We start from the raw sequence: 23,202 nt of genomic DNA on the forward strand, positions 1-23,202 counted from the left end.
GGGCTCGGGTCGCGAGCGTCAGCTGTACTGAGGTCCCGGCGGTATGCCCGGCGGGGGCCCTTGCTGGAATCCGGGCTGTGCCTCGGCGACGACCTGGCCACCGGTGAGCTTGCGATAGGTGTACGTCTGGATCAGCATGGCGACCGGGAACGCGGCGAATAGGCCTACGCAGCACGCAATCTCGCCGACCAGCATCACGGCGTACTGAACCAGAAACGACAGCGCACTGTTACCGAGCTGGCCCCGGACCGTCGCGAAACTGGCCTTGAGGGCGTCGATCGGCGCCAAAGATCTGTCGACCGCGAAGGCGACTGCAAACTGTGCGAAGAAGGCGAGCACCAGGGGACCGACAAATGTGCACGAGACGATCGCGGAGGCGACGCCGAGCAGCAGTGCGATGACTGCCACTGCCCCAAGATTGCGCGGCTTGAAGAAGGTTCCGATGCTCACCGGCTTTCCGTCGGCGATGTCAAGGGAGCCAGACACAAACGAGGCTTGCATGTACGCCCCGACCGCGAACAACACGATGTAGAGCAGGCCCGAGAGGGCGTACGTGCCGAGGCCCGGCCCGGATGAGTGCACATATCCGTACTGGTCGGTGGTGGTGCTCGTGAACCCCGACGCGAACAGGCTCGCGTATGCCACGCCCGCAAGGATGCCGAGCGGGATGAAGTAGACGACGGCCGGAACGACCAGCGTCACAGCGTTCTGGGTGAACTTGTTCCACGACCAGCTGAATGCGTCGCCGACGCTGAACTGCGGGGTGATCCCGGGCTGGCCGCCGTAGCCGGGTTGCGGCGGGGCGTAACCGGCCTGGGATGCGCCATAGCCGGGAGGACCGCCTGGTGGCGGTGGCGGAGGTGCGTTGTAGCCACCAGGTGGGCCATACCCTCCGGGTGGACCTTGGGGAGGGCCCCCGGGCGGGCCCTGGGGTGGGCCTCCGGGGGGACCCTGCGGAGGTTGGTTATAGCCGGGAGGCGGCGCGCCGTAGTTGGGGGGCGGGTAGCCCGAAGAGCCTGGGTTGCGGCCGTAGGGATCAGCCGGGGTGCCTGGATAGTCTGGGGGCTGGCTCATTGCCGTCCTCATTCGCTGTCGTCGGTGCACCAGAACTTGGCAACCCGGAACTTAGCAAATAAGCGCGAATGACGCGCGGTTTGGGCGCAGCGAAGTTTTGCTCGCGTAGCTGACGGCACGGCGTGGTATGCCTAAACCGTGTCCGACGGTCTGTTCGATCTGCCCGGCGCGCCGCGGACGACCGACCGTGACTTGAGCGTTTCGGGGAGTTGGGAATCGGCGCCGCTGGCGGTGCGGATGCGTCCAGCGTCGCTGGACGAGGTGGTCGGGCAGGGCCACCTGTTGGCGTCCGGGTCACCGCTGCGCCGCCTGGTCGAGGGGTCCGGTGTCGCGTCGGCCATCCTGTACGGCCCGCCGGGCAGCGGCAAGACAACACTGGCGGCGCTGACCTCGCAGGCCACCGGTCGCCGGTTCGAGGCGCTGTCGGCATTGTCGGCCGGTGTCAAAGACGTTCGGGCCGTGATAGATAGCGCCAGGCGCGGGCTCCTGCACGGAGAGCAGACAGTGCTGTTCATCGACGAGGTGCACCGCTTCTCCAAGACCCAGCAGGACGCTCTGCTGTCCGCGGTGGAGAACCGGGTGGTGCTGCTGGTGGCCGCGACCACCGAGAACCCATCGTTCTCGGTGGTGGCGCCGCTGCTCTCTAGGTCGCTGATCCTGCAGTTGCGGCCGTTGACCGCTGACGACATCCGTACGGTTGTCCAGCGCGCGATCGACGACCCCCGCGGACTGGGTGGTCGGGTCGCGGTATCAGCCGAGGCCGTCGACCTGCTGGTGCAATTGGCCGCCGGCGACGCCCGGCGGGCGTTGACCGCGCTGGAAGTGGCTGCCGAAGCCGCCCAAGCGGCCGGTGGTGAGGTCGGCGTCGAGACCATCGAGCAATCGCTGGACAAGGCCGCGGTCCGCTACGACCGCGACGGCGACCAGCACTACGACGTCATCAGCGCCTTCATCAAGTCGGTACGCGGCTCCGACGTCGACGCGGCGCTGCACTATCTGGCCCGCATGCTGGTCGCCGGTGAGGACCCGCGCTTTGTCGCGCGTCGGCTGATGATCCTGGCGAGCGAGGACATCGGGATGGCCGACCCGACCGCGCTACAGACCGCGGTCGCCGCCGCGCAGACCGTGGCGCTGATCGGCATGCCCGAAGCGCAGCTGACGCTGGCGCATGCCACCGTCCACCTCGCCACCGCGCCGAAGTCGAACGCGGTCACCACCGCACTGGGCAGGGCGATGGACGACGTCCGGGCGGGCAAGGCCGGTCTGGTACCCGCGCATCTGCGTGACGGGCACTATTCCGGTGCGGCGGCACTGGGCAACGCGCAGGGCTACAAGTATTCCCACGACGACCCGGACGGCGTTGTGGCCCAACAGTATCCGCCGGACGAGCTGGTCGGCGTGGACTACTATCGGCCCACCAGCCACGGCGCAGAACGTGAGATCACCGGGCGGCTGGAACGGCTGCGGGCAATCATCCGCAAGAAGAGGGGACGGTCATGAGGACCTTCACCGACGAGGAGATGGGCGAACTGCTGCCCAGCGCCAAGGCCTACAGCGTGGTCATCCTCAAGCAGGGACCGAAGTTCGGCGACGAGACGGCGCCCGCGATCGTCTGGGAACACGGCCGCCGCAACTTCGGGCTGCGCGACGACGGCGTGCTGGCGGTGGTGCTGCCGGTGACCGACGGGTCCGAGGTGTGCGGCGTCGGGATGTTCGATGCCACCCCGGAGCACACCGCCGCGATCATGGACGCCGACCCCGGGGTTGCCGCAGGGGTTTTCACTTACCAGGTGCACCTCTGCCGCGGGTTCCCCGGGGATGGGCTGCGGTAGGTGGTGGTGCCGAATTAATGCCGAGCAGACGCAGAATCGCACTCTTGCAGCCCGATTGATGCGATTCTGCGTCTGCTCGCCCCGCTGCTCGCCCCGCTGCTCGCCCCGTTGCGCGGACCCGCGCCGTCAGACCAGCTCGGGTACCCGCAGGTGCGCCAGCGCCAGCTCGAACTCCTCGACGTCGTACTGGTCCACGCCAAGGTTGCGCAGCTGGGCGGTCCGCAACGAGCGGGACTGCTCCCGGTTCCGGTCCATGGCCTCCATGCTGTCGAATGTCGTCGACACCACCGCACGGGCGGAGATGGTGTCGATCAGCAGGCTGGTGCTGCAGAAGCCTTCGAGCTCCTCGATCGCCGGCACGATGGCCATCCGGTAGTAGTCGACGGCCGGCGCGAAGCGATCTGGCCGCGCCTTGACCCAGGTGGCGCGCACACACGCGCCGGGACCTGAACGGTGGTCGCGATGCAACACCGCGATCTCCCATTGGTCGACGGCGGTGTAGCCGCTGAACCGGTCCGCGGCTTCCTTGCGCAGTGGCCATACTCGCTCGGCGCTGTCGCGCATTGCCCCGAAGTTTTCCCAGGAGCTGGTCGCTATGCATCTGCCGGTCTCCCGGTTGACCAACAGCGACAAACCCAGGCACCCCTCGATCTCCCTGAGGGCGGGCATGACGACATCGTGCACGTGCGCAATGCCTGCGTCGATGCACCCTTGTTTCGCTTGGATAGTGGTAGAGCGTGCGTACACGGTCGCCCCTCTCCGTCTCGGGCGGCGCCCCGGCGCGCCACCGGTAAACCAATACGTTCCTCCGACGAATTAGCCATGGCAATAGTTTGCGCGAGGTTCCGCGGCCCAATATTCGCGTGCATTTGCGCAGATTGGCAGCTCGCCGGGGGCCGCCCGTAGGGTGGGACGAGTGAACACCGATGTGCTCGATGTGGATACCGCGCGTCGCCGCATCGTCGACCTCACCGACGCGGTGCGGTCGTTTTGCGCCCAGCACAGCGATGGCTTGTGCAACGTGTTCGTTCCGCATGCGACGGCCGGAGTCGCGATTATCGAGACCGGCGCCGGATCCGACGACGACCTGGTCGACACCCTCGAGCGACTGTTGCCGCGCGACGACCGCTACCGGCACGCGCACGGCTCCTTCGGTCACGGCGCCGACCACGTGCTGCCGGCCATCGTCGCGCCGTCGGTGACGGTGCCGGTCTCTGACGGTGAGCCGTTGCTGGGCACCTGGCAGAGCGTCGTCCTGGTCGACCTCAACCGGGACAATCCGCGGCGATCCGTGCGATTGAGCTTCCTGGAAGGCTAGACATTGCCCGCCGGTACTGTGGGCCATCGAAATGCGTCGTTGCGAATAGGCTGGAAATCGAGTACCGGCGCGGAACTAAGAAGGCGACAAAGTGCAGACACACGAGATCAGGAAGCGGTTCCTTGATCACTTCGTGAAGGCAGGCCACACGGAGGTGCCGAGCGCCTCGGTGATCCTCGACGACCCCAACCTGTTGTTCGTCAACGCCGGCATGGTCCAGTTCGTACCTTTCTTCCTGGGCCAGCGCACACCGCCCTACGCAACGGCCACCAGCATCCAGAAGTGCATCCGCACCCCCGACATCGACGAGGTGGGCATCACCACCCGGCACAACACCTTCTTCCAGATGGCCGGCAACTTCTCGTTCGGCGACTACTTCAAGCGCGGGGCCATCGACCTGGCGTGGACGCTGCTGACCAATCCGGTCTCCGACGGGGGATACGGGCTGGACCCGCAACGGATCTGGGCCACGGTCTATCTCGACGACGACGAAGCCGCCGGGCTGTGGCAGGAGATCGCGGGCCTACCGGCCGAGCGGATCCAGCGCCGCGGCATGGCCGACAACTACTGGTCCATGGGCATCCCCGGGCCGTGCGGGCCGTCATCGGAGATCTACTACGACCGCGGACCCGAATTCGGCCCCGAAGGCGGTCCCATCGTCAACGAGGACCGCTACCTCGAAGTCTGGAACCTGGTGTTCATGCAGAACGAGCGCGGCGAGGGAACCACCAAAGAGGACTACCAGATCCTCGGGCCGTTGCCGCGCAAGAACATCGACACCGGCATGGGTGTGGAGCGGATCGCGCTGGTCCTGCAGAACGTGCACAACGTCTACGAGACCGACCTGCTGCGTCCGGTGATCGACCTGGTGGCCGACCGCGCGCCCCGGCCCTATGACGCCGGAAACCACGCCGACGACGTGCGCTACCGGATTATCGCCGACCACAGCCGTACCGCCGCGATCCTGATCGGCGACGGTGTCAGCCCCGGCAACGACGGCCGCGGCTATGTGCTGCGGCGGTTGCTGCGCCGGGTGATCCGCTCCGCGAAGCTGCTGGGAATCGAGACCCCGATCGTCGGCGACCTGATGAGCACCGTGCGCGACGCGATGGGCCCGTCGTACCCCGAACTCGTCAGCGACTTCGACCGGATCAATCGCATCGCCGTCGCCGAGGAGACCGCCTTCAACCGCACCCTGGCCTCGGGCTCCAAGCTGTTCGACGACGTCGCCGATACCACCAAATCGTCGGGCGCCACCGTGGTTTCCGGTTCGGACGCGTTCATCCTGCACGACACCTACGGCTTCCCGATCGAGCTCACTTTGGAGATGGCGGCCGAGGCCGGCCTGACCGTCGACGAGCCGGGTTTCCGTGAGCTGATGGCCGAGCAACGGCAGCGCGCCAAGGACGATGCTGCCGCGCGCAAGCATGCGCACGCCGACCTGACCGCTTACCGCGAGCTGGTCGACGCCGGCCCCACGGAGTTCACCGGTTTCGACGAGTTGACTTCGCAGGCAACGATTCTGGGCATCTTCGTGGACGGCAGGCGGGTGCCGGTGGTTTCCGCCGGCGACGCCGGCGAAGGTCGAGCGGCCGATCGGGTGGAACTGGTGCTGGACCGCACCCCGCTGTACGCCGAGTCCGGCGGCCAGCTCGCCGACATCGGCACCATCAGCGGAACCGGCTCCAGCGAGAGCGCCCGAGCGGCCGTCACCGACGTGCAGAAGATCGCGAAAACCCTGCACGCGCATCGAGTCAACGTCGAGTCGGGAGAATTCGTCGAGGGCGACACCGTCATCGCGACGGTGGACCCGGGCTGGCGCAAGGGTGCCACCCAAGGACATTCGGGAACCCACATGGTGCACGCCGCGCTGCGACAAGTTCTGGGGCCCAACGCGGTTCAGGCCGGCTCGCTGAACCGGCCGGGCTACCTGCGGTTCGACTTCAACTGGCAGGGGCCGTTGAGCGACGAGCAACGCACCCAGATCGAGGAGGTCACCAACGAGGCCGTGCAGGCCGACTTCGAGGTGCATACGTTCACCGAACAGCTCGACAAAGCCAAGGCGATGGGCGCGATGGCGCTGTTCGGCGAGAGCTATCCCGACCAGGTGCGGGTGGTCGAGATCGGCGGCCCGTTCTCGCTAGAGCTGTGCGGCGGCACGCACGTGCACAACTCGGCGCAGATCGGTCCGGTGACCGTCCTGGGCGAATCGTCGATCGGTTCCGGGGTGCGCCGGGTGGAGGCCTACGTCGGGCTCGAGTCGTTCCGGCACCTGGCCAAGGAGCGGGCGCTGATGGCCGGGCTGGCGTCGTCGCTGAAGGTGCCGTCGGAAGAGGTGCCGGCCCGGGTGGCCAATCTGGTGGAGCGGCTCAAGGCCGCCGAGAAGGAACTCGAACGGGCTCGGCAGGCGAGTGCGCGGGCGGTTGCGACCAATGCGGCCACCGGCGCCGAACACATCGGTAACGTGCGTGTGGTGGCGCAGCGGATGTCGGGTGGTATGACGGCGGCTGACCTGCGCTCGCTGGTCGGCGACATCCGCGGCAAGCTGGGCAACGACCCCGCCGTGGTCGCGCTGATCACGGACAACTCAGCGGGCGAGAACGGGAACGTCCCCTATGCGGTCGCAGCCAACCGGGCCGCGCAAGATCTGGGGATCCGCGCCGACGACCTGGTCAAGCAGCTCGCCGCGGCGGTCGACGGCCGCGGCGGCGGCAAGGCCGACCTGGCGCAGGGCTCGGGCAAGGACCCGACCGGCATCGACGCCGCGCTGGACGCGGTGCGTTCCGGGATCGCCGTGATAGCGCGGGTCGGTTGAGTGGTCTCCCGGACGAGCCAAGCACTACGCGGGCGGCGCCTCGGCATCGACGTCGGCAAGGTGCGCATCGGCGTGGCATCCAGCGATCCGGACGGCATCCTGGCCACACCGGTGGAAACGGTTCGCCGCGACCGCTCCGGTAAGCATGTGCGCAGGCTGGCGGCGCTTGCCGCGGAGCTGGAGGCGGTCGAGGTGGTCGTCGGGCTGCCGCTGACGCTCGCCGACCGCACCGGCCCATCGGCCCAGGACGCGATGGACCTGGCCGAGGCGTTGGGACGACGCATCGCTCCGGTTCCGGTGCGCCTGGCCGACGAGCGGCTGACCACCGTCAGCGCCCAGCGGTCGCTGCGCGCGGCGGGGGTGCGGGCCAAGGACCAGCGGGCGGTGATCGACCAGGCCGCCGCGGTGGCAATCCTGCAAACCTGGCTTGACCAAAACCGCCAGAGCGACGCGGCGGCAGAGGACGTCACCGATGGCTGACGGCGAGGCGCCCGAACGGGCTGAGCCCGAGGCGGTCGGAGCGCCCCGGCAGGGGATGAGCCGCCTCGCCCGAATCCAGGCCGAGCGCGGACGCCGGCGTCGGCATTTCGGCCTCAGAGTCGCGCTGGTGCTGCTCATCGTGATCGTGGTCACGGCCGTCGTCGTCGGCGTCAAGATGTGGCACACGATGTTCGGGTTCGGCGACGACTACACCGGTAGCGGCAAGCAGGACATCATGATCCAGATCCAGGCCGGCGATTCCACCACGGCGATTGGCGAGACCCTGCTCAGCCACGGCGTCGTCGCCACCGTCAAGGCATTCGTCCGGGCCGCGCGCGGCAACGCCGCGATTTCGGCCATCCAGCCGGGCTACTACCGGATGCGCACCGAAATCCCCGCGGCCGCCGCGGTGGCGCGGCTGACCGATCCGAGCAACCGGGTGGGCAGGCTGGTCATCCCGGAAGGCCGCCAACTCGACGACACCACCGACATGAAGACCAATGCGGTGAACCCTGGCATATTCACCCTGATCTCGCGGGCCACCTGTGTGGACCTCGACGGCGACCGGCACTGCGTCTCCACGGATGCCCTTCGTAAGGCGGCAGCCAGCAGCGTTCCGGCGACACTGGCGATACCACCCTGGGCGATGCAGCCGGTGACGGAGCTCGGCAACGACCATCGCCGCATCGAGGGGCTCATCGCACCGGGCACCTTCAATGTCGACCCGTCGGCCTCAGCCCAGAGCATCTTGGCGGGCCTGATCACCGCCGGCGCCGCGGCGTACGCGGACTCCGGGCTGGTGGACGACGCCACGGCCCTGGGCTTGTCGCCCTACGACATTCTCGTGGTGGCGTCGCTGGTGCAGCAGGAATCCAGGTCGCAGGATTTCGCGAAGGTGGCGCAGGTCATCTACAACCGCCTGCACGAGCATCGGACGCTGGAATTCGACTCGACGGTGAACTATCCGCTGGACCGTCGCGAGGTGGCCACCAGCGACGAGGACCGCGCGCAGCGGACGCCGTGGAACACCTACGTTTCCCAGGGATTGCCGGCCACCGCGATCTGTTCCCCCGGAGTGGACGCGCTGCGCGCCGCCGAGCATCCCGAGCCGGGCGACTGGCTGTACTTCGTCACCATCGACGCCCAGGGGACGACCCTGTTCACCAGGGATTATCGACAGCATCTGGCGAACATCGAGCTGGCCAAGCACAACGGTGTCCTCGACAGCACGCGCTAATTCGGGCGGGCATGCCCCTAAAAAGGCAGCCGTTCTGGGCTCGCCGATCGCACATTCCCGCTCCCCGCAGCTGCACCTGGCCGCATATCGCGCGCTGGGCCTGCACGACTGGACCTATGACCGCATCGAGTGCAGTGCCGAGCAGCTGCCGAGCGTGGTCGGCGGGTTCGGACCCGAATGGGCCGGGGTGTCGGTGACCATGCCGGGCAAGTTCGCCGCCCTGCGATTCGCCGACGAGCACACCGCGCGCGCCGAACAGGTTGGATCGGCCAACACGCTGGTACGCACGTCGAACGGGTGGCGCGCCGACAACACCGACATCGACGGTGTCACCGGAGCGCTGGGGCCGCAATCCGGTCACGCGCTGGTGTGCGGATCGGGCGGCACCGCACCGGCGGTCGTCGTGGGGTTGGCGCACCTCGGTGTCACCGGGATCACCGTGGTGGCGCGTAATCGGGACAAGGCGGCCCGGCTGGCCGACCTGGGAACCCGGATCGGCGCGTCGACCAGGTTCTGCGGCCTGGACAGCGACGAGCTGGCCGACGAGGTGGCCGCTGCGCAGGTGCTGGTCAGCACCATCCCGGCTGACGTGGCCGCGCGCTATGCCGGCACCTTCGCCCCGATCCCGGTGCTGCTGGACGCCGTTTACGACCCATGGCCCACGCCGCTGGCCGCGGCGGTGGCCGCCGCGGGCGGCCGGGTGATCAACGGCTTGCAGATGCTGCTGCATCAGGCCTTTGCCCAGGTCGAGCAATTCACCGGGCTGCCCGCACCCCGGGTAGCGATGACTTGCGCGTTGGAGGAATTGCTTTAGCGTGCCGCAGCATGCAGATCGCGCTCGCTGTCTTGGTGCTGGCCTGGCTGGCGGTGTTGAGCCTCTACGACGTCCGGACGCGCCGATTGCCCAATCTGTTGACGCTGCCCGGCGCGGGCGTGATCCTGCTGTCCGGCGGCCTGGCCGGTCGTGGCTTGCCGGCGCTGGCCGGCGCGGCGGTACTGGCCGGGCTGTATCTGCTGGTGCACTTGGCAGCACCGGCGGGAATGGGCGCCGGCGACGTCAAGCTGGCGATCGGCCTGGGCGGTCTGGCCGGCTGCTTCGGCGTCGAGGTGTGGTTTCTGGCCGCGCTGGCCGCGCCGCTGCTCACGATGCTGTGCGGGATGTTGTGTGGGGTGCGGTCCGTCCCGCACGGTCCGTCCATGTGTGCGGCCACCGCGGGCGCGGCGGGGCTGGGCCTGCTGGGCTGAGGCCGTGGGAAGATGGTTCACGTGTTGCGTTGGATCACTGCCGGGGAGTCGCACGGCCGCGCGTTGGTGGCCGTGGTCGAAGGCATGGTCGCCGGCGTGGAAGTCACTTCCACCGACATCGCGGACCAGTTGGCCCGCCGCCGGCTGGGCTACGGCCGCGGCGCCCGGATGGCGTTCGAACGTGACGCGGTGACCCTGCTGTCCGGGATACGGCACGGGGTCACCCTGGGCGGGCCGATCGCCATCGAGATCGGCAACACCGAATGGCCGAAGTGGGAAACCGTGATGGCCGCCGACCCTGTCGACCCGGCGGAGCTGGAAGAACTCGCCCGTAACGCCCCCCTCACCCGGCCGCGGCCTGGCCACGCCGACTACGCGGGCATGCTCAAGTACGGTTTCGACGACGCCCGGCCGGTGCTGGAGCGTGCCAGCGCCCGCGAAACCGCCGCCCGGGTTGCGGCGGGGACGGTGGCGCGGGCATTCCTGCGTCAGGCGCTGGGGGTCGAGGTGCTGTCCCATGTCGTCGCGATCGGCGCGTCGGCGCCCTACGACGGCCCGCCGCCGCGGCCGGAAGATCTGGCCGCGATCGACGCCAGCCCGGTCCGTGCTTTTGCCGAACAAGCCGAAAAGGCGATGATCACCGAAATCGAAGCGGCCAAGAAAGACGGCGACACGCTTGGCGGGGTGGTCGAGGTGGTGGCGCAGGGCCTGCCGGTCGGGCTGGGATCGTTCACCAGCGGCGACAACCGGCTCGACAGCCAGCTGGCCGGCGCCGTGATGGGAATCCAGGCGATCAAGGGCGTGGAAATCGGTGACGGCTTCGAGACCGCCCGCCGCCGCGGCAGCCGCGCCCACGACGAGATGTATCCCGGCCCCGACGGCGTCGTCCGCTCGACCAACCGGGCTGGTGGGCTGGAAGGCGGCATGACCAACGGCCAACCGCTGCGGGTGCGCGCCGCGATGAAGCCGATCTCCACGGTGCCGCGGGCGCTGGCCACCGTCGACATGGCGACCGGCGACGAGGCGGTCGCCATCCACCAGCGCTCCGACGTGTGCGCGGTGCCGGCCGCCGGAGTGGTCGTCGAAACCATGGTGGCTCTGGTGCTGGCCCGCGCGGCGCTGGAAAAGTTCGGCGGCGATTCGCTGACCGAAACCCGCCGCAATGTCGAGGCCTACCAGCGCACGGTCGCCGACCGGGAAGCGCCGGCCGCCCGAGCTTCCGGAGGCTAGTCGGCATGGCACCCAAGGCGGTACTGGTCGGGCTGCCGGGCTCGGGCAAGTCGACGATCGGGCGGCGGTTGTCCAAGGCGCTCGGTGTCAGCCTGCTCGACACCGACGCGATGATCGAGGAGCGGACCGGGCGTCGGATCGCCGACATCTTCGCCAATGATGGGGAGCCGGAATTCCGCCGTATCGAGGAGGAAGTGGTGCGTGCGGCGTTGGCCGAGCACGACGGTGTGCTGTCGCTGGGCGGCGGGGCCGTCACCAGCCCGGGCGTGTGCGCGGCGCTGGCCGGACACACCGTCGTCTACCTGGAAATTGGTGCCGCCGAAGGAATTCGGCGTACCGGCGGCAACACGGTGCGGCCGCTGCTGGCCGGTCCCGATCGCGCCGAGAAATTCCGCGCCCTGATGTCCAAGCGGATTCCGCTGTACCGGCGGGTGGCCACCATCAGGGTTGATACCAACCGCCGCAACCCCGGAGCGGTGGTGCGCTACATCATGTCTCGGCTCGAGGGCGCTAAACCGACGAAAAACGATTCCTCGAGTCCCGCTTCTACTCCGGCGCAGGCGACCAAATGACCGCTATCCCACCGCCGGTCACGGTTGAGGTGGCCGTCGACCCGCCGTATCCCGTGGTGATCGGCACCGGTCTGCTGACCGAGTTGGAGGAGCTGCTTTCCGGCCGGCATCGGGTGGCGATCCTGCATCAGCCGGTGCTGGCGCAGACCGCTGAGGTTATCCGAAGCCGGTTGGCCGACAAGGGTGTCGACGCGCATCGCATCGAGATTCCAGATGCCGAGGCCGGCAAAGACCTGCCGGTGGTGGGTTTTATCTGGGAAGTGCTGGGCCGCATCGGAATCGGCCGCAAGGACGCGCTGGTGAGCCTGGGCGGCGGGGCCGCCACCGACGTCGCCGGATTCGCGGCGGCGACCTGGCTGCGCGGCGTGTCGATCGTGCACGTGCCGACGACGTTGCTCGGCATGGTCGACGCGGCCGTCGGCGGCAAGACCGGCATCAACACCGAGGCCGGCAAGAACCTGGTCGGAGCGTTTCATCAGCCGCTCGCCGTGCTGGTCGACCTGGCGACGCTGGAAACGTTGCCGCACAACGAGATCGTCGCCGGAATGGCCGAGGTGGTCAAAGCCGGGTTCATCGCCGACCCGGTGATACTGGACCTCATCGAAGCCGACCCGCAGGCCGCGGTGGACCCGGCCGGTGACGTGCTGCCGGAGCTGATCCGGCGCGCGATCGTCGTCAAGGCAGAAGTGGTCGCCGCCGACGAGAAGGAATCCGAGCTGCGCGAAATCCTGAACTACGGCCACACTTTGGCGCATGCGATCGAGCGTCGCGAGCATTATCGATGGCGTCACGGCGCGGCCGTGTCAGTGGGGCTGGTGTTCGCCGCGGAGCTGGCCCGGCTGGCCGGACGGCTCGACGACGCCACCGCCGAGCGGCATCGCAGCATCCTCGCCTCGCTCGGTCTACCGATCGGCTACGACGCCGACGCGTTGCCAGAGCTGTTGGAGTACATGGCCGGAGACAAGAAAACCCGCGGCGGTGTGCTTCGGTTCGTGGTGCTCGACGGGCTGGCCAAGCCGGGCCGGTTGGCCGGACCAGACCCAGCACTGCTGGCGGCCGCATACGGGGGTCTAGTGGGGATCGAGCAGTCATGACGAGCACGGTGAACATCATCAACGGCCCGAACCTGGGCCGGCTGGGCCAGCGCGAGCCATCGGTCTACGGCAGCACCACCCACGAGCAGCTGGTGGCGGTCGTCGAAGCCGAAGCCGCCGTGCTTGGGCTCAAAGCTGTTGTGCGGCAAAGCGATAACGAATCTCAGCTGTTGGATTGGATTCATCAGGCCGCCGACGCCGGCGAACCGGTGATACTCAACGCCGGCGGCCTGACCCACACATCGGTGGCGCTGCGCGACGCCTGCGCGGAACTACGCGCCCCGCTGATCGAGGTGCACATCTCCAATGTGCATGCCCGCGAAGAGTTCCGGCGCCACTCCTACATCAGCCCCGTGGCGACGGGGGTGATCGTCGGGCTGGGCGTCCAGGGCTACTTACTTGCCCTGCGCTATCTGGGTTCGGACGGCTAGACGTTCGTCGACGGTCGGCTTTGGTTTCGCGTCGGCATTGAGTGTGAGTGCACGGCTTTGGTTGTGAGCGTAGGGCTTTGGCTGTGCGTGTAGGGCGGGCAAATTGCAGTTTTTCCACCGTCAGTTCACACTGAAAGCCGTCAGTTCACCCCGAAAGCCGTCAGTTCACACCGAAGGCCGTCAGTTCACACTGAAACGCTTTAACGCCTGCGTCGCTTGTCTTGCTGCTGGGTCGCGTCGTCGTCGAGCCGGATCTCCTGGGTCGGTGACTCGCTACCGGTCGCAATCGTTTCCGTCCGCGACTCGTGCGTGGGGATCACCTCGGTACGCCCCTCGTGCGTGGGAATCTCTTCGGTACGTCCGTCGTGCGTGGGGCGCGCCTCGGTGGGTGCCTCGCGCTCGGCTGTGGCCACCGCGGCGGTCCGCTCCTCGGTCTGCGCGCCGTCCCGCCCCACCGGAATCTCGCCGGTCGGGGAGTCGTCGGCGCGGACCGCGGAGAACACGTCGGTGTCTGACGGCCGGTCGTGAGATCCGTCGTGGTGGGGGGCCGGCTCAGCCTTACGGTCGATCAGCCAGCGGCCGATAGCGACGCCGATGATGCCGGGAACGAAGACGATGAGAGCGGTGAAGGCCGCGAACGTCGTCACCTCGTTGAGCAGCCCACCCGTGTAGAGCCCCTTGTAGAACATCGCAATGATCGAGGAGACCAAGCCGCTGAGGATCCCGGCCGTAATGCCGGCCAGCAGCCAGGTCATCGCCAGGTCCTCGCGGCGATCCGGATCCGGACTGGCCTCGGCGTCGGCGCGCCCGTCCATGACCCCCCACGCGATCACGCCGATCACGAACAGCAACAGCAACACCAGACTGATCAACCCGGACATCGTGGGCCACGCGTTGATCACCGCCCCCTGAATCAGGCGGAGAATGACCATTGCCCCGGCGAACGCTAGTCCGCGCACCATCCAGTTCCTCATGGGCAAACAGCGTAGCGAGTAGCGTCAAGGGGCGTGACACATTCTCAGCGTCGACACAACCTTAAAACCCAAATCGTTGCCAAAGGGCTGGACGCGATGCTGGTCACAGACCTGGTCAACGTTCGCTATCTGTCCGGATTCACCGGGTCGAACGGCGCGTTGCTGCTGTTCGCCGACGATCGGGAGCCAGTGCTGGCCACCGACGGCCGATACCGCACCCAGGCCGCGGAGCAGGCGCGCGGCGTCGAGGTCGTCATCGAACGGGCCTGTGGACGCCACCTGACGGCTCGCGCTGCCGAGGACGGAGTGGGCCGGCTGGGCTTCGAGAGCCATGTGATGACGGTCGACGGTTTGGACGCGCTGACGAACGAGCTGGACGGCAAGACCACCCAACTGGTGCGTGCCTCGGGAACCGTCGAGGCGCTGCGCGAGATCAAAGACGCCGGTGAGCTGGCGCTACTGCGGCTGGCCTGTGAGGCGGCCGACGCCGCGCTGACCGATCTGGTGGAGCGTGGCGGCCTGCGGCCCGGACGGAGCGAACGCGAGGTGAGCCGCGAGCTGGAGGCGCTGATGCTCGACCACGGCGCTGACGCGGTGTCGTTCGAGACGATCGTTGCCACCGGGCCGAATTCGGCGATCCCGCATCACCGGCCAACCGACCGGCAGCTGGCCAGCGGCGACTTTGTCAAGATCGACTTCGGTGCGCTGGTCGCCGGATATCACTCCGACATGACGCGCACTTTTGTGCTGGGTTCGGCCGCGGACTGGCAGCTGGAGATCTATCGACTGGTCGCCGACGCGCAACGGGCTGGCCGGGAGGCGCTTCGGGCGGGCGCCGACCTGCGCGACGTGGACGGCGCGGCACGCCAGCTGATCGTCGACGCAGGCTACGGAGAGCAGTTCGGCCATGGTCTGGGACATGGTGTCGGCCTGCAGATCCACGAAGCGCCGGGAATCGGGGCCACGTCCGCCGGCACGCTGCTCGCGGGCTCCGTCGTTACCGTGGAGCCCGGCGTCTACCTACCTGGCCGTGGCGGCGTGCGCATCGAAGACACCCTGGTAGTGGCTGACGGGACGCCAAAAGACCCGGAAACCGCGGGGCCGGCCCCGGAATTGTTGACCCGGTTCCCGAAAGAACTGGCCATTCTGACGTAGCAGGCTAGCCGCGAGAGCTCTACCGGCGGCCCATTTAAGTGGATACTTTGGCGGCGATCTGCTGGGCGATCTTGATCGCGGAGCCGGCCTGCGACCCGATGTTGCCACCAGTGGCTACCCGGACGTCGACGACCACGTTATTGGCCACGGTTAGCGCCCGCTGTGTGCGTTCTCCCGCACTGTCGCTGAATGTCACGCCCAGCACGCCATTTTCGTTGGAGACGGGCCCGACCGTGGCCTCTCTTTGTGCGAGACCGGGAAGGTTACGACGAACTTTGTACAGGTCGGCCAACGTTGGGAAGATGCGGTGAAGAACGCCTGGGCATCATGCGCGGAAGGCAACAGCACTACCGCCTGGTGGACAATGCGATAACGCCCGGCGTCGTGCAGTTCCTGGTTCCGCACATTAGTCCAGCCGGTGCCTTCGTAGCCCGTCGCCGTTGCGGCGCCAAACACGGGCAGACAGTTCTTGTCGGCCACGCGGGAGGTGTCGTCTGCCATGCTCGTCGGAGACCAGTCCGCGGGTGCAGATACTGAAATCCCGGTCGCGCCCACGGCGGTGTTGATTTGGTCTGGGCTGAGCAGTAGCCCGTCCAAGGCCGCGTCCACGACAGGACGCGGGCCGGCCGGAGTGCTCGGCGTGGTCGTTGTGAACGTCGTCGTGTCGGTGGTGAAGGTCGTGGTTGTGCCGCTGGTCGCTTCGGATGAGCTGGGTTTGTTGGCGACGTAGATGCCCGCGGCGACGACAGTGGCCACCACGACCAGCGCGGCGACGACGGCCAGCACCAGCAATTTGCGGTCAACCCGCGGCGCCGCCTGATGTGGCGGTGGGTGGCCCGGCCCGATGCGGGGTGGTCCGACCGGAGGGAATTGCGGGACCGGCGGCCAGCTGGGTGGGTTTGGTTGGGCTGCAGCGAAAGTCGGGGCGTCCGGCCGTTGCCATACCGATGCGGGTTGGGTGTAACCACGCGGAGTGGGCGCGGTGAGCGGGGTGCGGTGTGGTGCATCGGCGAGGGCGTGGTGTGCGGCGTTGGCCAGCTCCACGGTGGTGGAGTAGCGCTGGTCGGGGTCTTTGGCCATGCCGGTGGCAATGACCTCATCGACCTGCCGAGGCACATTCGGCCGGTTGATGGAGGGCCGCGGCGGCGGAGTATTGAGGTGGGCCGCGATCAGGCACGCCATCGTGTCCCCCGGAAATGGCGGCTGCCCGGTCAGGCATTCAAACAGCACGCAGGCCAGCGAGTAGATGTCGGCGCGTGCGTCTTCGGTTCGGCTGTTCAACCGCTCGGGTGCGATGTAGGCGAAGGTGCCGACCGTATTTCCGGTACTGGTCAGGCGGGTGTCAGAAACGGTGCGGGCGATCCCGAAATCGATCAGATAAGCGAAGTCGTCGTCATCGAGAAGGATGTTGGAGGGCTTGATGTCGCGGTGCATCAGACCCACCTTGTGGGCCGCATGCAAGGCCTTGGCGACTTGGCCAACGATGTGAATCGCGCGCGCCGGATCAAGCGGGCCTTCGGCGAGCACGGTGGCCAGGTCGGGGCCCTCGATTAACCGCATGTCGACGTAGAGGCGGCCGTCGATCTCGCCGTAGTTGTGGATCGGGATGACGTGCGGGCTTTTCAAGCCTGCCGCTGTGTGGGCTTCGCGACGGAATCGGCGCTGAAAGTCTTCGTCCTCGGACAGGTCCGCAGGCAACACCTTGATGGCGACGATGCGGTCGGTCTCGGTGTCGTGGGCTCGCCAGACCTCGCCCATGCCGCCGCGGCCCAACAACTCGACCAGCCGGTAGCGTCCGAACGGCATCCCATCTACCGCGTCCGTCCCCACGGTCAGGATGCTAGTGATTCAGCGAGACTCGCATCTACCAAACTGCGAAATAGAAGTCAAGAGAATCTGCCGAAACCCATATCATCTTCATGACAAACTGCGACACTCTGTCGGTAACGGCAGCCCACCGCTACCCGAGGAGGGAAGTCCAATGAAGATCACAATTGCCGGGCTCGGGATACCCGCAGTACTGGCGGCGGGTATCGCCCTCGCCCCGGCGCCCCTGGCGCCCTCCCCGGGCGACCAGTGTTGGAACTGGCACGCCACCACGCAGGACAGCAACGGACGAATGATGACCTGTACTCACCTCCCAGACAGCGGGCACTTGATGTACTGGGAATTGGGCGGTCCGCGAGACTCATAGCCCGCTAGGACTTGGGACAGCTTCAGCGATCGCGGGGGTGGCACCGGCCGCGGACTCTCCGCCGTTCCGCGCCTAGGGCCAGTGGGGTGTGAACCTGAAATTCTGCTGATCGAGCTGATCGGACTGCGCCGATCTGCGCGGATTGGCGGTGGCTTTGCCGTCTGCAATCGTCGCGGCCAGATCTTGCCGGATCTGCTCGCGGGTAAGCTCTTGCGGGTGCCCGCTCTGCTCTAACCCCCGAGATCGAGCGGCAGCAACGATTCATTCACACATCCTGTAGGAGATTCACCGACTGTGGCGACCACTGCTGACTTCAAGAACGGACTTGTCCTGGTAATCGACGGGCAGCTGTGGACGATCACCGAGTTTCAGCACGTCAAGCCCGGCAAGGGTCCGGCCTTTGTGCGCACCAAGCTGAAGAACGTGCTTTCGGGCAAGGTCGTCGACAAGACGTACAACGCCGGGGTCAAGGTTGACACCGCGACCGTCGACCGACGCGATACCACCTACCTGTACCGCGACGGCTCCGACTTCGTGTTTATGGACAGCCAGGACTACGAGCAGCACCCGCTGCCCGAATCCCTGGTCGGCGATGCCGCGCGGTTCCTGCTGGAGGGCTTGCCGGTGCAGGTGGCTTTTCACAACGGGGCACCGCTGTACATCGAGCTGCCGGTGACCGTCGAACTTGAAGTCACCCACACCGAGCCGGGCCTGCAGGGCGACCGGTCCAGCGCGGGCACCAAACCGGCCACGCTGGAGACCGGGGCACAGATCCAGGTGCCGCTGTTCATCAACACCGGCGACAAGCTCAAGGTGGATTCCCGCGACGGCAGCTACCTGGGCCGGGTCAACGCCTGAGTCATGCCCGACGGAAAACCAGAGCCGGAAGCGAAGCAGGCCAGACCGGCGAGACCCGTTAAAGGGCGCCACCAGGCCCGCAAACGTGCGGTCGACCTGCTATTCGAGGCCGAGGCGCGTGGTCTGAGCCCGGCCGAGGTGGTCGACGTCCGGACCGCGCTGGCCGAGGCCAAGCCGGACGTGGCGCCGTTGCACCCGTACACCGTCGCGGTGGCCCGCGGGGTCGGTGAGCACATCGCCCACATCGACGACCTGATCACTTCGCATCTGCAGGGCTGGACGCTGGACCGGCTGCCGGCGGTGGATCGCGCCATCCTGCGGGTTTCGGTGTGGGAGCTGCTGCATGCCGACGACGTTCCGGAGCCGGTTGCCGTGGACGAGGCGGTCGAGCTGGCCAAAGAACTGTCCACCGACGACTCGCCGGGCTTCGTCAACGGCGTGCTGGGCCAAGTCATGCTGGTGACGCCGCAGATCCGGGCCGCCGCCAAGGCGGTCCGGGCGGCCGCCGGCGGGACGGAGAACTCAGGTTCATGAACCGGTTGGAACTGCGCGTCGTCGCCGCCGGTTTCCTGGCCGCGACGGTGGTGCTGGGTGCCGTCGTATGCGCGGCGTTCGGCCAGGCCATCGTGGCGTCGGTGCTGTCGATCTATGCGCTGGCCGTTGGCGCCTGGCTGTATCACTCGATCGAGCGATTGGTCGTGGCTCGGCGCATCAGCACGGTTCGCCAGGCGGCCAAGCCGCTGCAGCCGTTGCTACCGGTGATGGCCGCCATCATGGGCCTGTCGCAGGCCATCGTGCGGTCGCTGAGCGATGTCACCGAACTTCCCGCGCGGGGACTGGAACTGCCGGTGCTGCGGTGGTTGGGCCCACGCGGTACTCCGCGGATCGCGGAAAGCGACGACGAGCCGGATCGCTGACCGCTGGCGTCCTCCGACCCGGGATTGGAAGTGGTTCGTGATCACGTTCGACCGGTTGATCAACGTGCTGGGGGGTTACGGGGTCCGTTTGCGTCGGTCATCGGTACCCAGATCGACCGAACTGCGCAGCGTGGTGATCCACGAAGCGGCGCAGCAGCGCACGGTCACGGGCGACGTCTTGCTGGCCATCGGCGCCGGCTCGTTGCAGGAAGCGGTGCAGTGGGCGGCGGCGGCGCGCGCTGTGGTGGTGCTGGCGCGTGACGTTGACGGGCCGATGACGTTCGACCATGGCGCATGGGACGGCGCGGTGATGATGCTCGACGAGTCGGCGTCCTGGAGCGAGGTTGCCGCAGTGGTCTACGGGCTGGTGCTGGAGGGCCGCGAGACCGAATCCGGTCGTGGCCCCACGGACTTGTTCGCCTTGGCCGACAGCCTCGCCGAGTCGACCGGTGGCGCGGTGACGATCGAGGATCAGCTGTTGCGGGTATTGGCGTATTCGCGGCTGCAGCAACATGCCGACCCGGCTCGGGCGGCGACCATCCTGGGCCGTCAAGCTCCGGAACAGCTGCGCGAATTCTTCGACAGCCGTGGGGTATTCGCGCATTTTGAATCCTCCGACGACCCGCTGTTCGTCGGCGCGGACGACGCACACGGCCTTACCGGGCGAATGGCCATCGCGGTGCGGTCCGGAAGCGAGATTCTGGGGTCCGTCTGGGTGGCGTGCACGGAGCCCTTGACGGGCGCCGAGCGCACCGCTTTGAGCGACGGCGCGCACACGGTGGCGCTACATCTGCTTCGGTCACGCGCCAGCGCGGACCTGGAGCGCCAGGTCGAATCGGAACTGGTGATTCGGTTGCTCGACGGCGCGATCGACGCCGCCACGGTGGCCAGCAGACTCGGCCTGCCGCACAGCCCGCTACGGGTGATTGCGCTCCAGGCGTTCATCGGCGACGAGCGCGATGCCGCCCTGCTGTTGGTCTTCGACCGCGCAACGACGGGTTTCGGCTGGTCACGGCCCGGTCGCAGCGCCTTGGCCGGCAACACCGTCTACACGCTGCTTCCCAGCGAAGAGGCGGCGTCGGCACGACACTGGGTCAGCGGTCTGTGCGCCGCCCTACCCGAGCAGGTCAGGGTCTTCGCCGGCATCAGCGGAGCCGCGGGAGTGGCCGACCTCGCCGCGGCACGCCACGAGGCCGACGAGTGCTTGGCGCTCCACGAAGTATCCCCGCAGCGCGCCGCGCCACCGGCATACGACGAGTCGTGGGATGACATCCTGCTGCAGCGATTGCATCGGGCGGCGCGGTCCGGTCGGACTCCGGACCGCGGACCGGTGGCCGAGCTACGCCGCCACGACCGCGCCAACGCGACAGACTATGTGGCCACGCTGCGGGCCTGGCTGGAGGCGCAGGGCGACCCAGCGCAAGCCGGTGAGCGGTTGGGCGTCCACGAGAACACCGTGCGGTACCGGCTGCGCAAGATGGCCGAGATAACCAATCTGCCGCTGGACGACGCCAAGAAGCGGCTGGCCATGACGATCGAGCTGGCGGCCACCGATACCGATTGAAAGTCCCTCTGTCCCAGCCCGACAACGTGGGGCGACGGCATTGTGCTGCTGCGGCAAAGCCTGCATGGGCCGTGGCCACCACCATGGAGTTGTCCCGCCCATGGCGACCCATCGACAGGAAAGCCCTATGACCGCCCCCGATCATCAGCGGCGCGCCGCACGCGGGCCGGATGCCGCGCTGGACAGCTTCACCGTGCGCTTGCCATCGAGGCTGTTTGTGCGGCTGTTCGGCCGTAACCCCCTGATCCGCCCGAGCGACCGGCTAGAGGCATTGATTGTGGTGTTGGTCGTCGCAGTGTCGCTGATCACCGTGCCTGTCGCCGCCGCGGTGGGCACCGCGGTCCACGATTCTCGCAGCCGCGTCTACGCCCAGCAGGCCGCGAAATACCGCACGGTCACTGCGACCGTCGTCGGCAACGGCAACCCCCGCCAAAACATCGAACGCCCGACAATCACCGTCCCCGCCAGATGGTTCATCGCCGGTACCGAACACGCCGGCGACGTCGTCGCGCCGCGGAAGACCAAGGTGGGCGACACGGTCGAGGTCTGGTTGGACGACAACGGTTCCCCGGTCGACCGATCCAGCACCACTGCCGTCGACGAAGCAGTGGCGTCCGCCCTGGGGGTCTGGCTCGGCGTGAGCTGCTCGGCAGTCGCCCTGTACTTCGGCGCCCGGATGGCTCTTGACCGGGCGCGCGGCGCCCGATGGCAACGCGACTTCGACAACCTGCTCGGCCAACGGTAAGCCGGCACCGGCGTTGTCGTATCCCGACAACGGCCCACCGCCCGGTTGTCCGCTTCCGGCAAGCGTCGCCGCATCCACCCGCACCACCATGGGAAGTAGCAATCCGAAGTCCAGTTGCGGAGGTGTGTGATGGGCGGCGTCGAGCGAATTGACGGCGGACCCAGGTCGGTAGTCGTCGTCGGGGCCGGCATCGCCGGATTGTCGACGGCGTGGTTCCTGCAGGAGCGCGGTGTCGATGTCACGGTGGTGGACCGCACCGGCTTCGCCGCCGGCGCGTCCTGGGGCAACGCGGGCTGGATCGCTCCCGGGCTGATCCTTCCGTTGAACTCCCCGGCGGTGCGCCGTGAGGGGTTGCGCGCTCTGCTCAGGTCGAGCGCCCCGCTGCACATCCCGTTGACCGCCGACGCAGGCTTGGCAGCGTTTCTGCTGCGGTTCGCCGCGAATAGCGGGTCGCTGTCCTGGAAGCGGGCGGTTAAGGCCAACGTCGCACTCAACGAGGAATGCATCGAAGCCTTCGACGTGCTCGTCGCAAACGGGGTAGACGTGCCGGTTACCGATACCCCGATCACCGCGTTGTTCCGCACCGCCGCGCAGGCCGAGCGACTGTTGACCGAGTTGCGTGAACTTGAAAACGCTGGGCAGACAACGGATGTCACCGCCTTGTTCGGCGACGCACTACATGAACAAGTGCCGTTGGCGTCGGCGCAGGTCACCGCCGGGTTGAGCATTAACGGGCAGCGCTTCGTCGACCCAGGCCGATTCGTGCATGCCCTGGGCCGTGCTGTGCTGGCTCGTGGTGCGACGATCCGCAACCTGGATGTCGTCAGCGTCACCAATTCCGACGGCGGCGTTGCGGTGCACCCGCGTCGCGGCCCGCGGGTGGCTGCCGAGGCCGCCGTGATCGCCACCGGTGCCCGGTTGCCGCAGCTGGCGGACGCCCGGCTGCACGTCCGCCTGCAGGGCGGCCGCGGCTACTCGTTCACCGTCCCAGTGGACCGCCCGTTACCCGGCCCCATCTATTTGCCGGACGTGCGGGTGGCGTGCACGCCCTACCGGGGCGACCTGCGGGTTTCGGGCGTGATGGAGTTTGGGCACGCCCGCGACGGTGTCCAACCGGGACGGGTGGAGTCCATCTGCGCCGCCGCCGGTCCGCTGCTGGACGGCGTCCGCTGGGAGCAGCGCAGCGACGTGTGGGTTGGCGCACGCCCCATCACGTCCGATGGCCGTCCGCTGATCGGGCAGGTGTCGCCCGGGGTCTACCTGGCCGGAGGACACGGCATGTGGGGAATGGCGCACGGACCTGTGACCGGCCGGCTGCTGGCCGAGCAAATCAGCACCGGTAAACAGCCTCAAGCCCTTGCCGAGTTCGATCCGCTGCGCAGAACCGGCGCTGGCGTAGCCCGTAGCCGCGGATTCGCTACCGCCTGAACCTTCCCCCCGAGGGCGCCGAGTCGTCAGGGGCGGCTG

Annotated in this window: 24 protein-coding genes; 19 read left to right on the top strand and 5 right to left on the bottom strand. The window is 67.7% G+C overall.

Features of this window, described 5'->3' with window-relative positions:
* Positions 1-18 precede the first annotated feature (18 nt).
* Positions 19-1,074 carry a hypothetical protein gene (locus tag AC5Y21_RS07925; RefSeq protein ID WP_499911037.1) on the bottom strand — a complete coding sequence of 352 codons (1,056 nt, stop codon included), beginning with the start codon at positions 1,072-1,074 and terminating at the stop codon, positions 19-21.
* A 138-nt stretch (positions 1,075-1,212) separates the two neighbouring features.
* On the opposite strand from AC5Y21_RS07925, the gene AC5Y21_RS07930 reads away from it, so the two are divergent.
* Together AC5Y21_RS07930 and AC5Y21_RS07935 are read left to right on the top strand one after the other, a co-directional pair.
* Positions 1,213-2,574 carry a replication-associated recombination protein A gene (locus tag AC5Y21_RS07930; RefSeq protein ID WP_499911039.1) on the top strand — a complete coding sequence of 454 codons (1,362 nt, stop codon included), beginning with the start codon at positions 1,213-1,215 and terminating at the stop codon, positions 2,572-2,574.
* A complete protein-coding gene (locus tag AC5Y21_RS07935) occupies positions 2,571-2,906 on the top strand; it encodes a hypothetical protein (RefSeq protein ID WP_499911041.1) in 336 nt (111 codons plus the stop codon). Before AC5Y21_RS07930 ends, AC5Y21_RS07935 begins: the two co-directional genes overlap by 4 nt.
* 126 nt (positions 2,907-3,032) lie before the next feature.
* Here AC5Y21_RS07935 and AC5Y21_RS07940 read toward each other — a convergent pair whose 3' ends face one another.
* Positions 3,033-3,653, bottom strand: a complete 621-nt coding sequence (locus AC5Y21_RS07940) for a hypothetical protein (RefSeq protein WP_499911043.1) — start codon at positions 3,651-3,653, stop codon at positions 3,033-3,035.
* Positions 3,654-3,834: 181 nt separating this feature from the next.
* Here AC5Y21_RS07940 and AC5Y21_RS07945 point away from each other — a divergent pair, with 181 nt between their 5' ends.
* The 10 genes from AC5Y21_RS07945 (at position 3,835) to aroQ (ending at position 13,328) form a co-directional block, all read left to right on the top strand.
* Positions 3,835-4,224 carry a secondary thiamine-phosphate synthase enzyme YjbQ gene (locus tag AC5Y21_RS07945; protein WP_499911351.1) on the top strand — a complete coding sequence of 130 codons (390 nt, stop codon included), beginning with the start codon at positions 3,835-3,837 and terminating at the stop codon, positions 4,222-4,224.
* A gap of 91 nt (positions 4,225-4,315) precedes the next feature.
* A complete protein-coding gene (alaS, locus tag AC5Y21_RS07950; RefSeq protein ID WP_499911044.1) occupies positions 4,316-7,039 on the top strand; it encodes an alanine--tRNA ligase in 2,724 nt (907 codons plus the stop codon).
* On the top strand, positions 7,040-7,519 hold the full coding sequence (gene ruvX, locus AC5Y21_RS07955; RefSeq protein WP_499911046.1) for a Holliday junction resolvase RuvX: 480 nt from the start codon (positions 7,040-7,042) through the stop codon (positions 7,517-7,519).
* The gene (locus AC5Y21_RS07960) at positions 7,512-8,756 is read left to right on the top strand and encodes an endolytic transglycosylase MltG (RefSeq protein ID WP_499911047.1); all 1,245 of its coding nucleotides are present in this window, start codon (positions 7,512-7,514) and stop codon (positions 8,754-8,756) included. Before ruvX ends, AC5Y21_RS07960 begins: the two co-directional genes overlap by 8 nt.
* A complete protein-coding gene (locus tag AC5Y21_RS07965) occupies positions 8,734-9,570 on the top strand; it encodes a shikimate dehydrogenase (RefSeq protein ID WP_499911049.1) in 837 nt (278 codons plus the stop codon). Before AC5Y21_RS07960 ends, AC5Y21_RS07965 begins: the two co-directional genes overlap by 23 nt.
* A gap of 11 nt (positions 9,571-9,581) precedes the next feature.
* A complete protein-coding gene (locus AC5Y21_RS07970) occupies positions 9,582-10,001 on the top strand; it encodes a prepilin peptidase (protein WP_499911052.1) in 420 nt (139 codons plus the stop codon).
* Positions 10,002-10,022: 21 nt separating this feature from the next.
* A complete protein-coding gene (gene aroC, locus AC5Y21_RS07975) occupies positions 10,023-11,231 on the top strand; it encodes a chorismate synthase (RefSeq protein WP_499911054.1) in 1,209 nt (402 codons plus the stop codon).
* 5 nt (positions 11,232-11,236) lie between these two features.
* Positions 11,237-11,803 (top strand): shikimate kinase, encoded by a 567-nt coding sequence (locus tag AC5Y21_RS07980; protein WP_499911056.1) that lies wholly within the window; start codon positions 11,237-11,239, stop codon positions 11,801-11,803.
* Entirely contained in the window at positions 11,800-12,897 is a 1,098-nt protein-coding gene (aroB, locus tag AC5Y21_RS07985) for a 3-dehydroquinate synthase (protein WP_499911058.1), read from the top strand. The genes AC5Y21_RS07980 and aroB overlap by 4 nt, the downstream gene beginning before the upstream one ends.
* Positions 12,894-13,328 carry a type II 3-dehydroquinate dehydratase gene (gene aroQ / locus AC5Y21_RS07990; protein ID WP_499911060.1) on the top strand — a complete coding sequence of 145 codons (435 nt, stop codon included), beginning with the start codon at positions 12,894-12,896 and terminating at the stop codon, positions 13,326-13,328. Before aroB ends, aroQ begins: the two co-directional genes overlap by 4 nt.
* A 200-nt stretch (positions 13,329-13,528) precedes the next feature.
* On the opposite strand, the gene AC5Y21_RS07995 is transcribed toward aroQ, so the two are convergent.
* Positions 13,529-14,302, bottom strand: a complete 774-nt coding sequence (locus AC5Y21_RS07995; protein ID WP_499911062.1) for a B-4DMT family transporter — start codon at positions 14,300-14,302, stop codon at positions 13,529-13,531.
* 33 nt (positions 14,303-14,335) lie between these two features.
* Here AC5Y21_RS07995 and AC5Y21_RS08000 point away from each other — a divergent pair, with 33 nt between their 5' ends.
* Complete coding sequence (locus AC5Y21_RS08000; protein ID WP_499911064.1) at positions 14,336-15,457, top strand: M24 family metallopeptidase; 1,122 nt, start codon at positions 14,336-14,338, stop codon at positions 15,455-15,457.
* 34 nt (positions 15,458-15,491) lie between these two features.
* Here the strand turns inward: AC5Y21_RS08000 and AC5Y21_RS08005 are convergent, their stop codons facing one another.
* Positions 15,492-15,653 (bottom strand): sensor domain-containing protein, encoded by a 162-nt coding sequence (locus AC5Y21_RS08005; RefSeq protein ID WP_499911065.1) that lies wholly within the window; start codon positions 15,651-15,653, stop codon positions 15,492-15,494.
* On the bottom strand, positions 15,650-17,287 hold the full coding sequence (locus AC5Y21_RS08010; RefSeq protein ID WP_499911067.1) for a serine/threonine-protein kinase PknH/PknJ: 1,638 nt from the start codon (positions 17,285-17,287) through the stop codon (positions 15,650-15,652). Before AC5Y21_RS08010 ends, AC5Y21_RS08005 begins: the two co-directional genes overlap by 4 nt.
* Before the next feature lie 658 nt (positions 17,288-17,945).
* On the opposite strand from AC5Y21_RS08010, the gene efp reads away from it, so the two are divergent.
* The 6 genes from efp (at position 17,946) to AC5Y21_RS08040 (ending at position 23,163) form a co-directional block, all read left to right on the top strand.
* Entirely contained in the window at positions 17,946-18,509 is a 564-nt protein-coding gene (gene efp / locus AC5Y21_RS08015) for an elongation factor P (RefSeq protein WP_499911069.1), read from the top strand.
* 3 nt (positions 18,510-18,512) lie between these two features.
* On the top strand, positions 18,513-19,043 hold the full coding sequence (nusB, locus tag AC5Y21_RS08020) for a transcription antitermination factor NusB (protein ID WP_499911070.1): 531 nt from the start codon (positions 18,513-18,515) through the stop codon (positions 19,041-19,043).
* On the top strand, positions 19,040-19,426 hold the full coding sequence (locus AC5Y21_RS08025) for an antitermination protein NusB (protein WP_499911071.1): 387 nt from the start codon (positions 19,040-19,042) through the stop codon (positions 19,424-19,426). The genes nusB and AC5Y21_RS08025 overlap by 4 nt, the downstream gene beginning before the upstream one ends.
* A 37-nt stretch (positions 19,427-19,463) precedes the next feature.
* On the top strand, positions 19,464-20,990 hold the full coding sequence (locus tag AC5Y21_RS08030; RefSeq protein WP_499911073.1) for a PucR family transcriptional regulator: 1,527 nt from the start codon (positions 19,464-19,466) through the stop codon (positions 20,988-20,990).
* Between the two features lie 127 nt (positions 20,991-21,117).
* Positions 21,118-21,735 carry an Rv1733c family protein gene (locus AC5Y21_RS08035; protein ID WP_499911075.1) on the top strand — a complete coding sequence of 206 codons (618 nt, stop codon included), beginning with the start codon at positions 21,118-21,120 and terminating at the stop codon, positions 21,733-21,735.
* A gap of 129 nt (positions 21,736-21,864) precedes the next feature.
* Positions 21,865-23,163 carry an NAD(P)/FAD-dependent oxidoreductase gene (locus AC5Y21_RS08040; protein WP_499911077.1) on the top strand — a complete coding sequence of 433 codons (1,299 nt, stop codon included), beginning with the start codon at positions 21,865-21,867 and terminating at the stop codon, positions 23,161-23,163.
* Positions 23,164-23,202: the final 39 nt, after the last annotated feature.

The organism is Mycobacterium sp. NGS41, assembly GCF_059812725.1.

Excerpts from the sequence above, each read along its gene's own strand:
- AC5Y21_RS07995 (WP_499911062.1), bottom strand. The coding sequence starts at position 14,302 with ATGAGGAACTGGATGGTGCGCGGACTAGCGTTCGCCGGGGCAATGGTC.
- AC5Y21_RS08035 (WP_499911075.1), top strand. The coding sequence starts at position 21,118 with ATGACCGCCCCCGATCATCAGCGGCGCGCCGCACGCGGGCCGGATGCC.
- AC5Y21_RS08040 (WP_499911077.1), top strand. The coding sequence starts at position 21,865 with ATGGGCGGCGTCGAGCGAATTGACGGCGGACCCAGGTCGGTAGTCGTC.
- AC5Y21_RS07970 (WP_499911052.1), top strand. The coding sequence starts at position 9,582 with ATGCAGATCGCGCTCGCTGTCTTGGTGCTGGCCTGGCTGGCGGTGTTG.
- AC5Y21_RS07960 (WP_499911047.1), top strand. The coding sequence starts at position 7,512 with ATGGCTGACGGCGAGGCGCCCGAACGGGCTGAGCCCGAGGCGGTCGGA.
- AC5Y21_RS07925 (WP_499911037.1), bottom strand. The coding sequence starts at position 1,074 with ATGAGCCAGCCCCCAGACTATCCAGGCACCCCGGCTGATCCCTACGGC.
- nusB (WP_499911070.1), top strand. The coding sequence starts at position 18,513 with ATGCCCGACGGAAAACCAGAGCCGGAAGCGAAGCAGGCCAGACCGGCG.
- aroQ (WP_499911060.1), top strand. The coding sequence starts at position 12,894 with ATGACGAGCACGGTGAACATCATCAACGGCCCGAACCTGGGCCGGCTG.
- AC5Y21_RS07980 (WP_499911056.1), top strand. The coding sequence starts at position 11,237 with ATGGCACCCAAGGCGGTACTGGTCGGGCTGCCGGGCTCGGGCAAGTCG.
- AC5Y21_RS07935 (WP_499911041.1), top strand. The coding sequence starts at position 2,571 with ATGAGGACCTTCACCGACGAGGAGATGGGCGAACTGCTGCCCAGCGCC.
- aroB (WP_499911058.1), top strand. The coding sequence starts at position 11,800 with ATGACCGCTATCCCACCGCCGGTCACGGTTGAGGTGGCCGTCGACCCG.
- AC5Y21_RS08025 (WP_499911071.1), top strand. The coding sequence starts at position 19,040 with ATGAACCGGTTGGAACTGCGCGTCGTCGCCGCCGGTTTCCTGGCCGCG.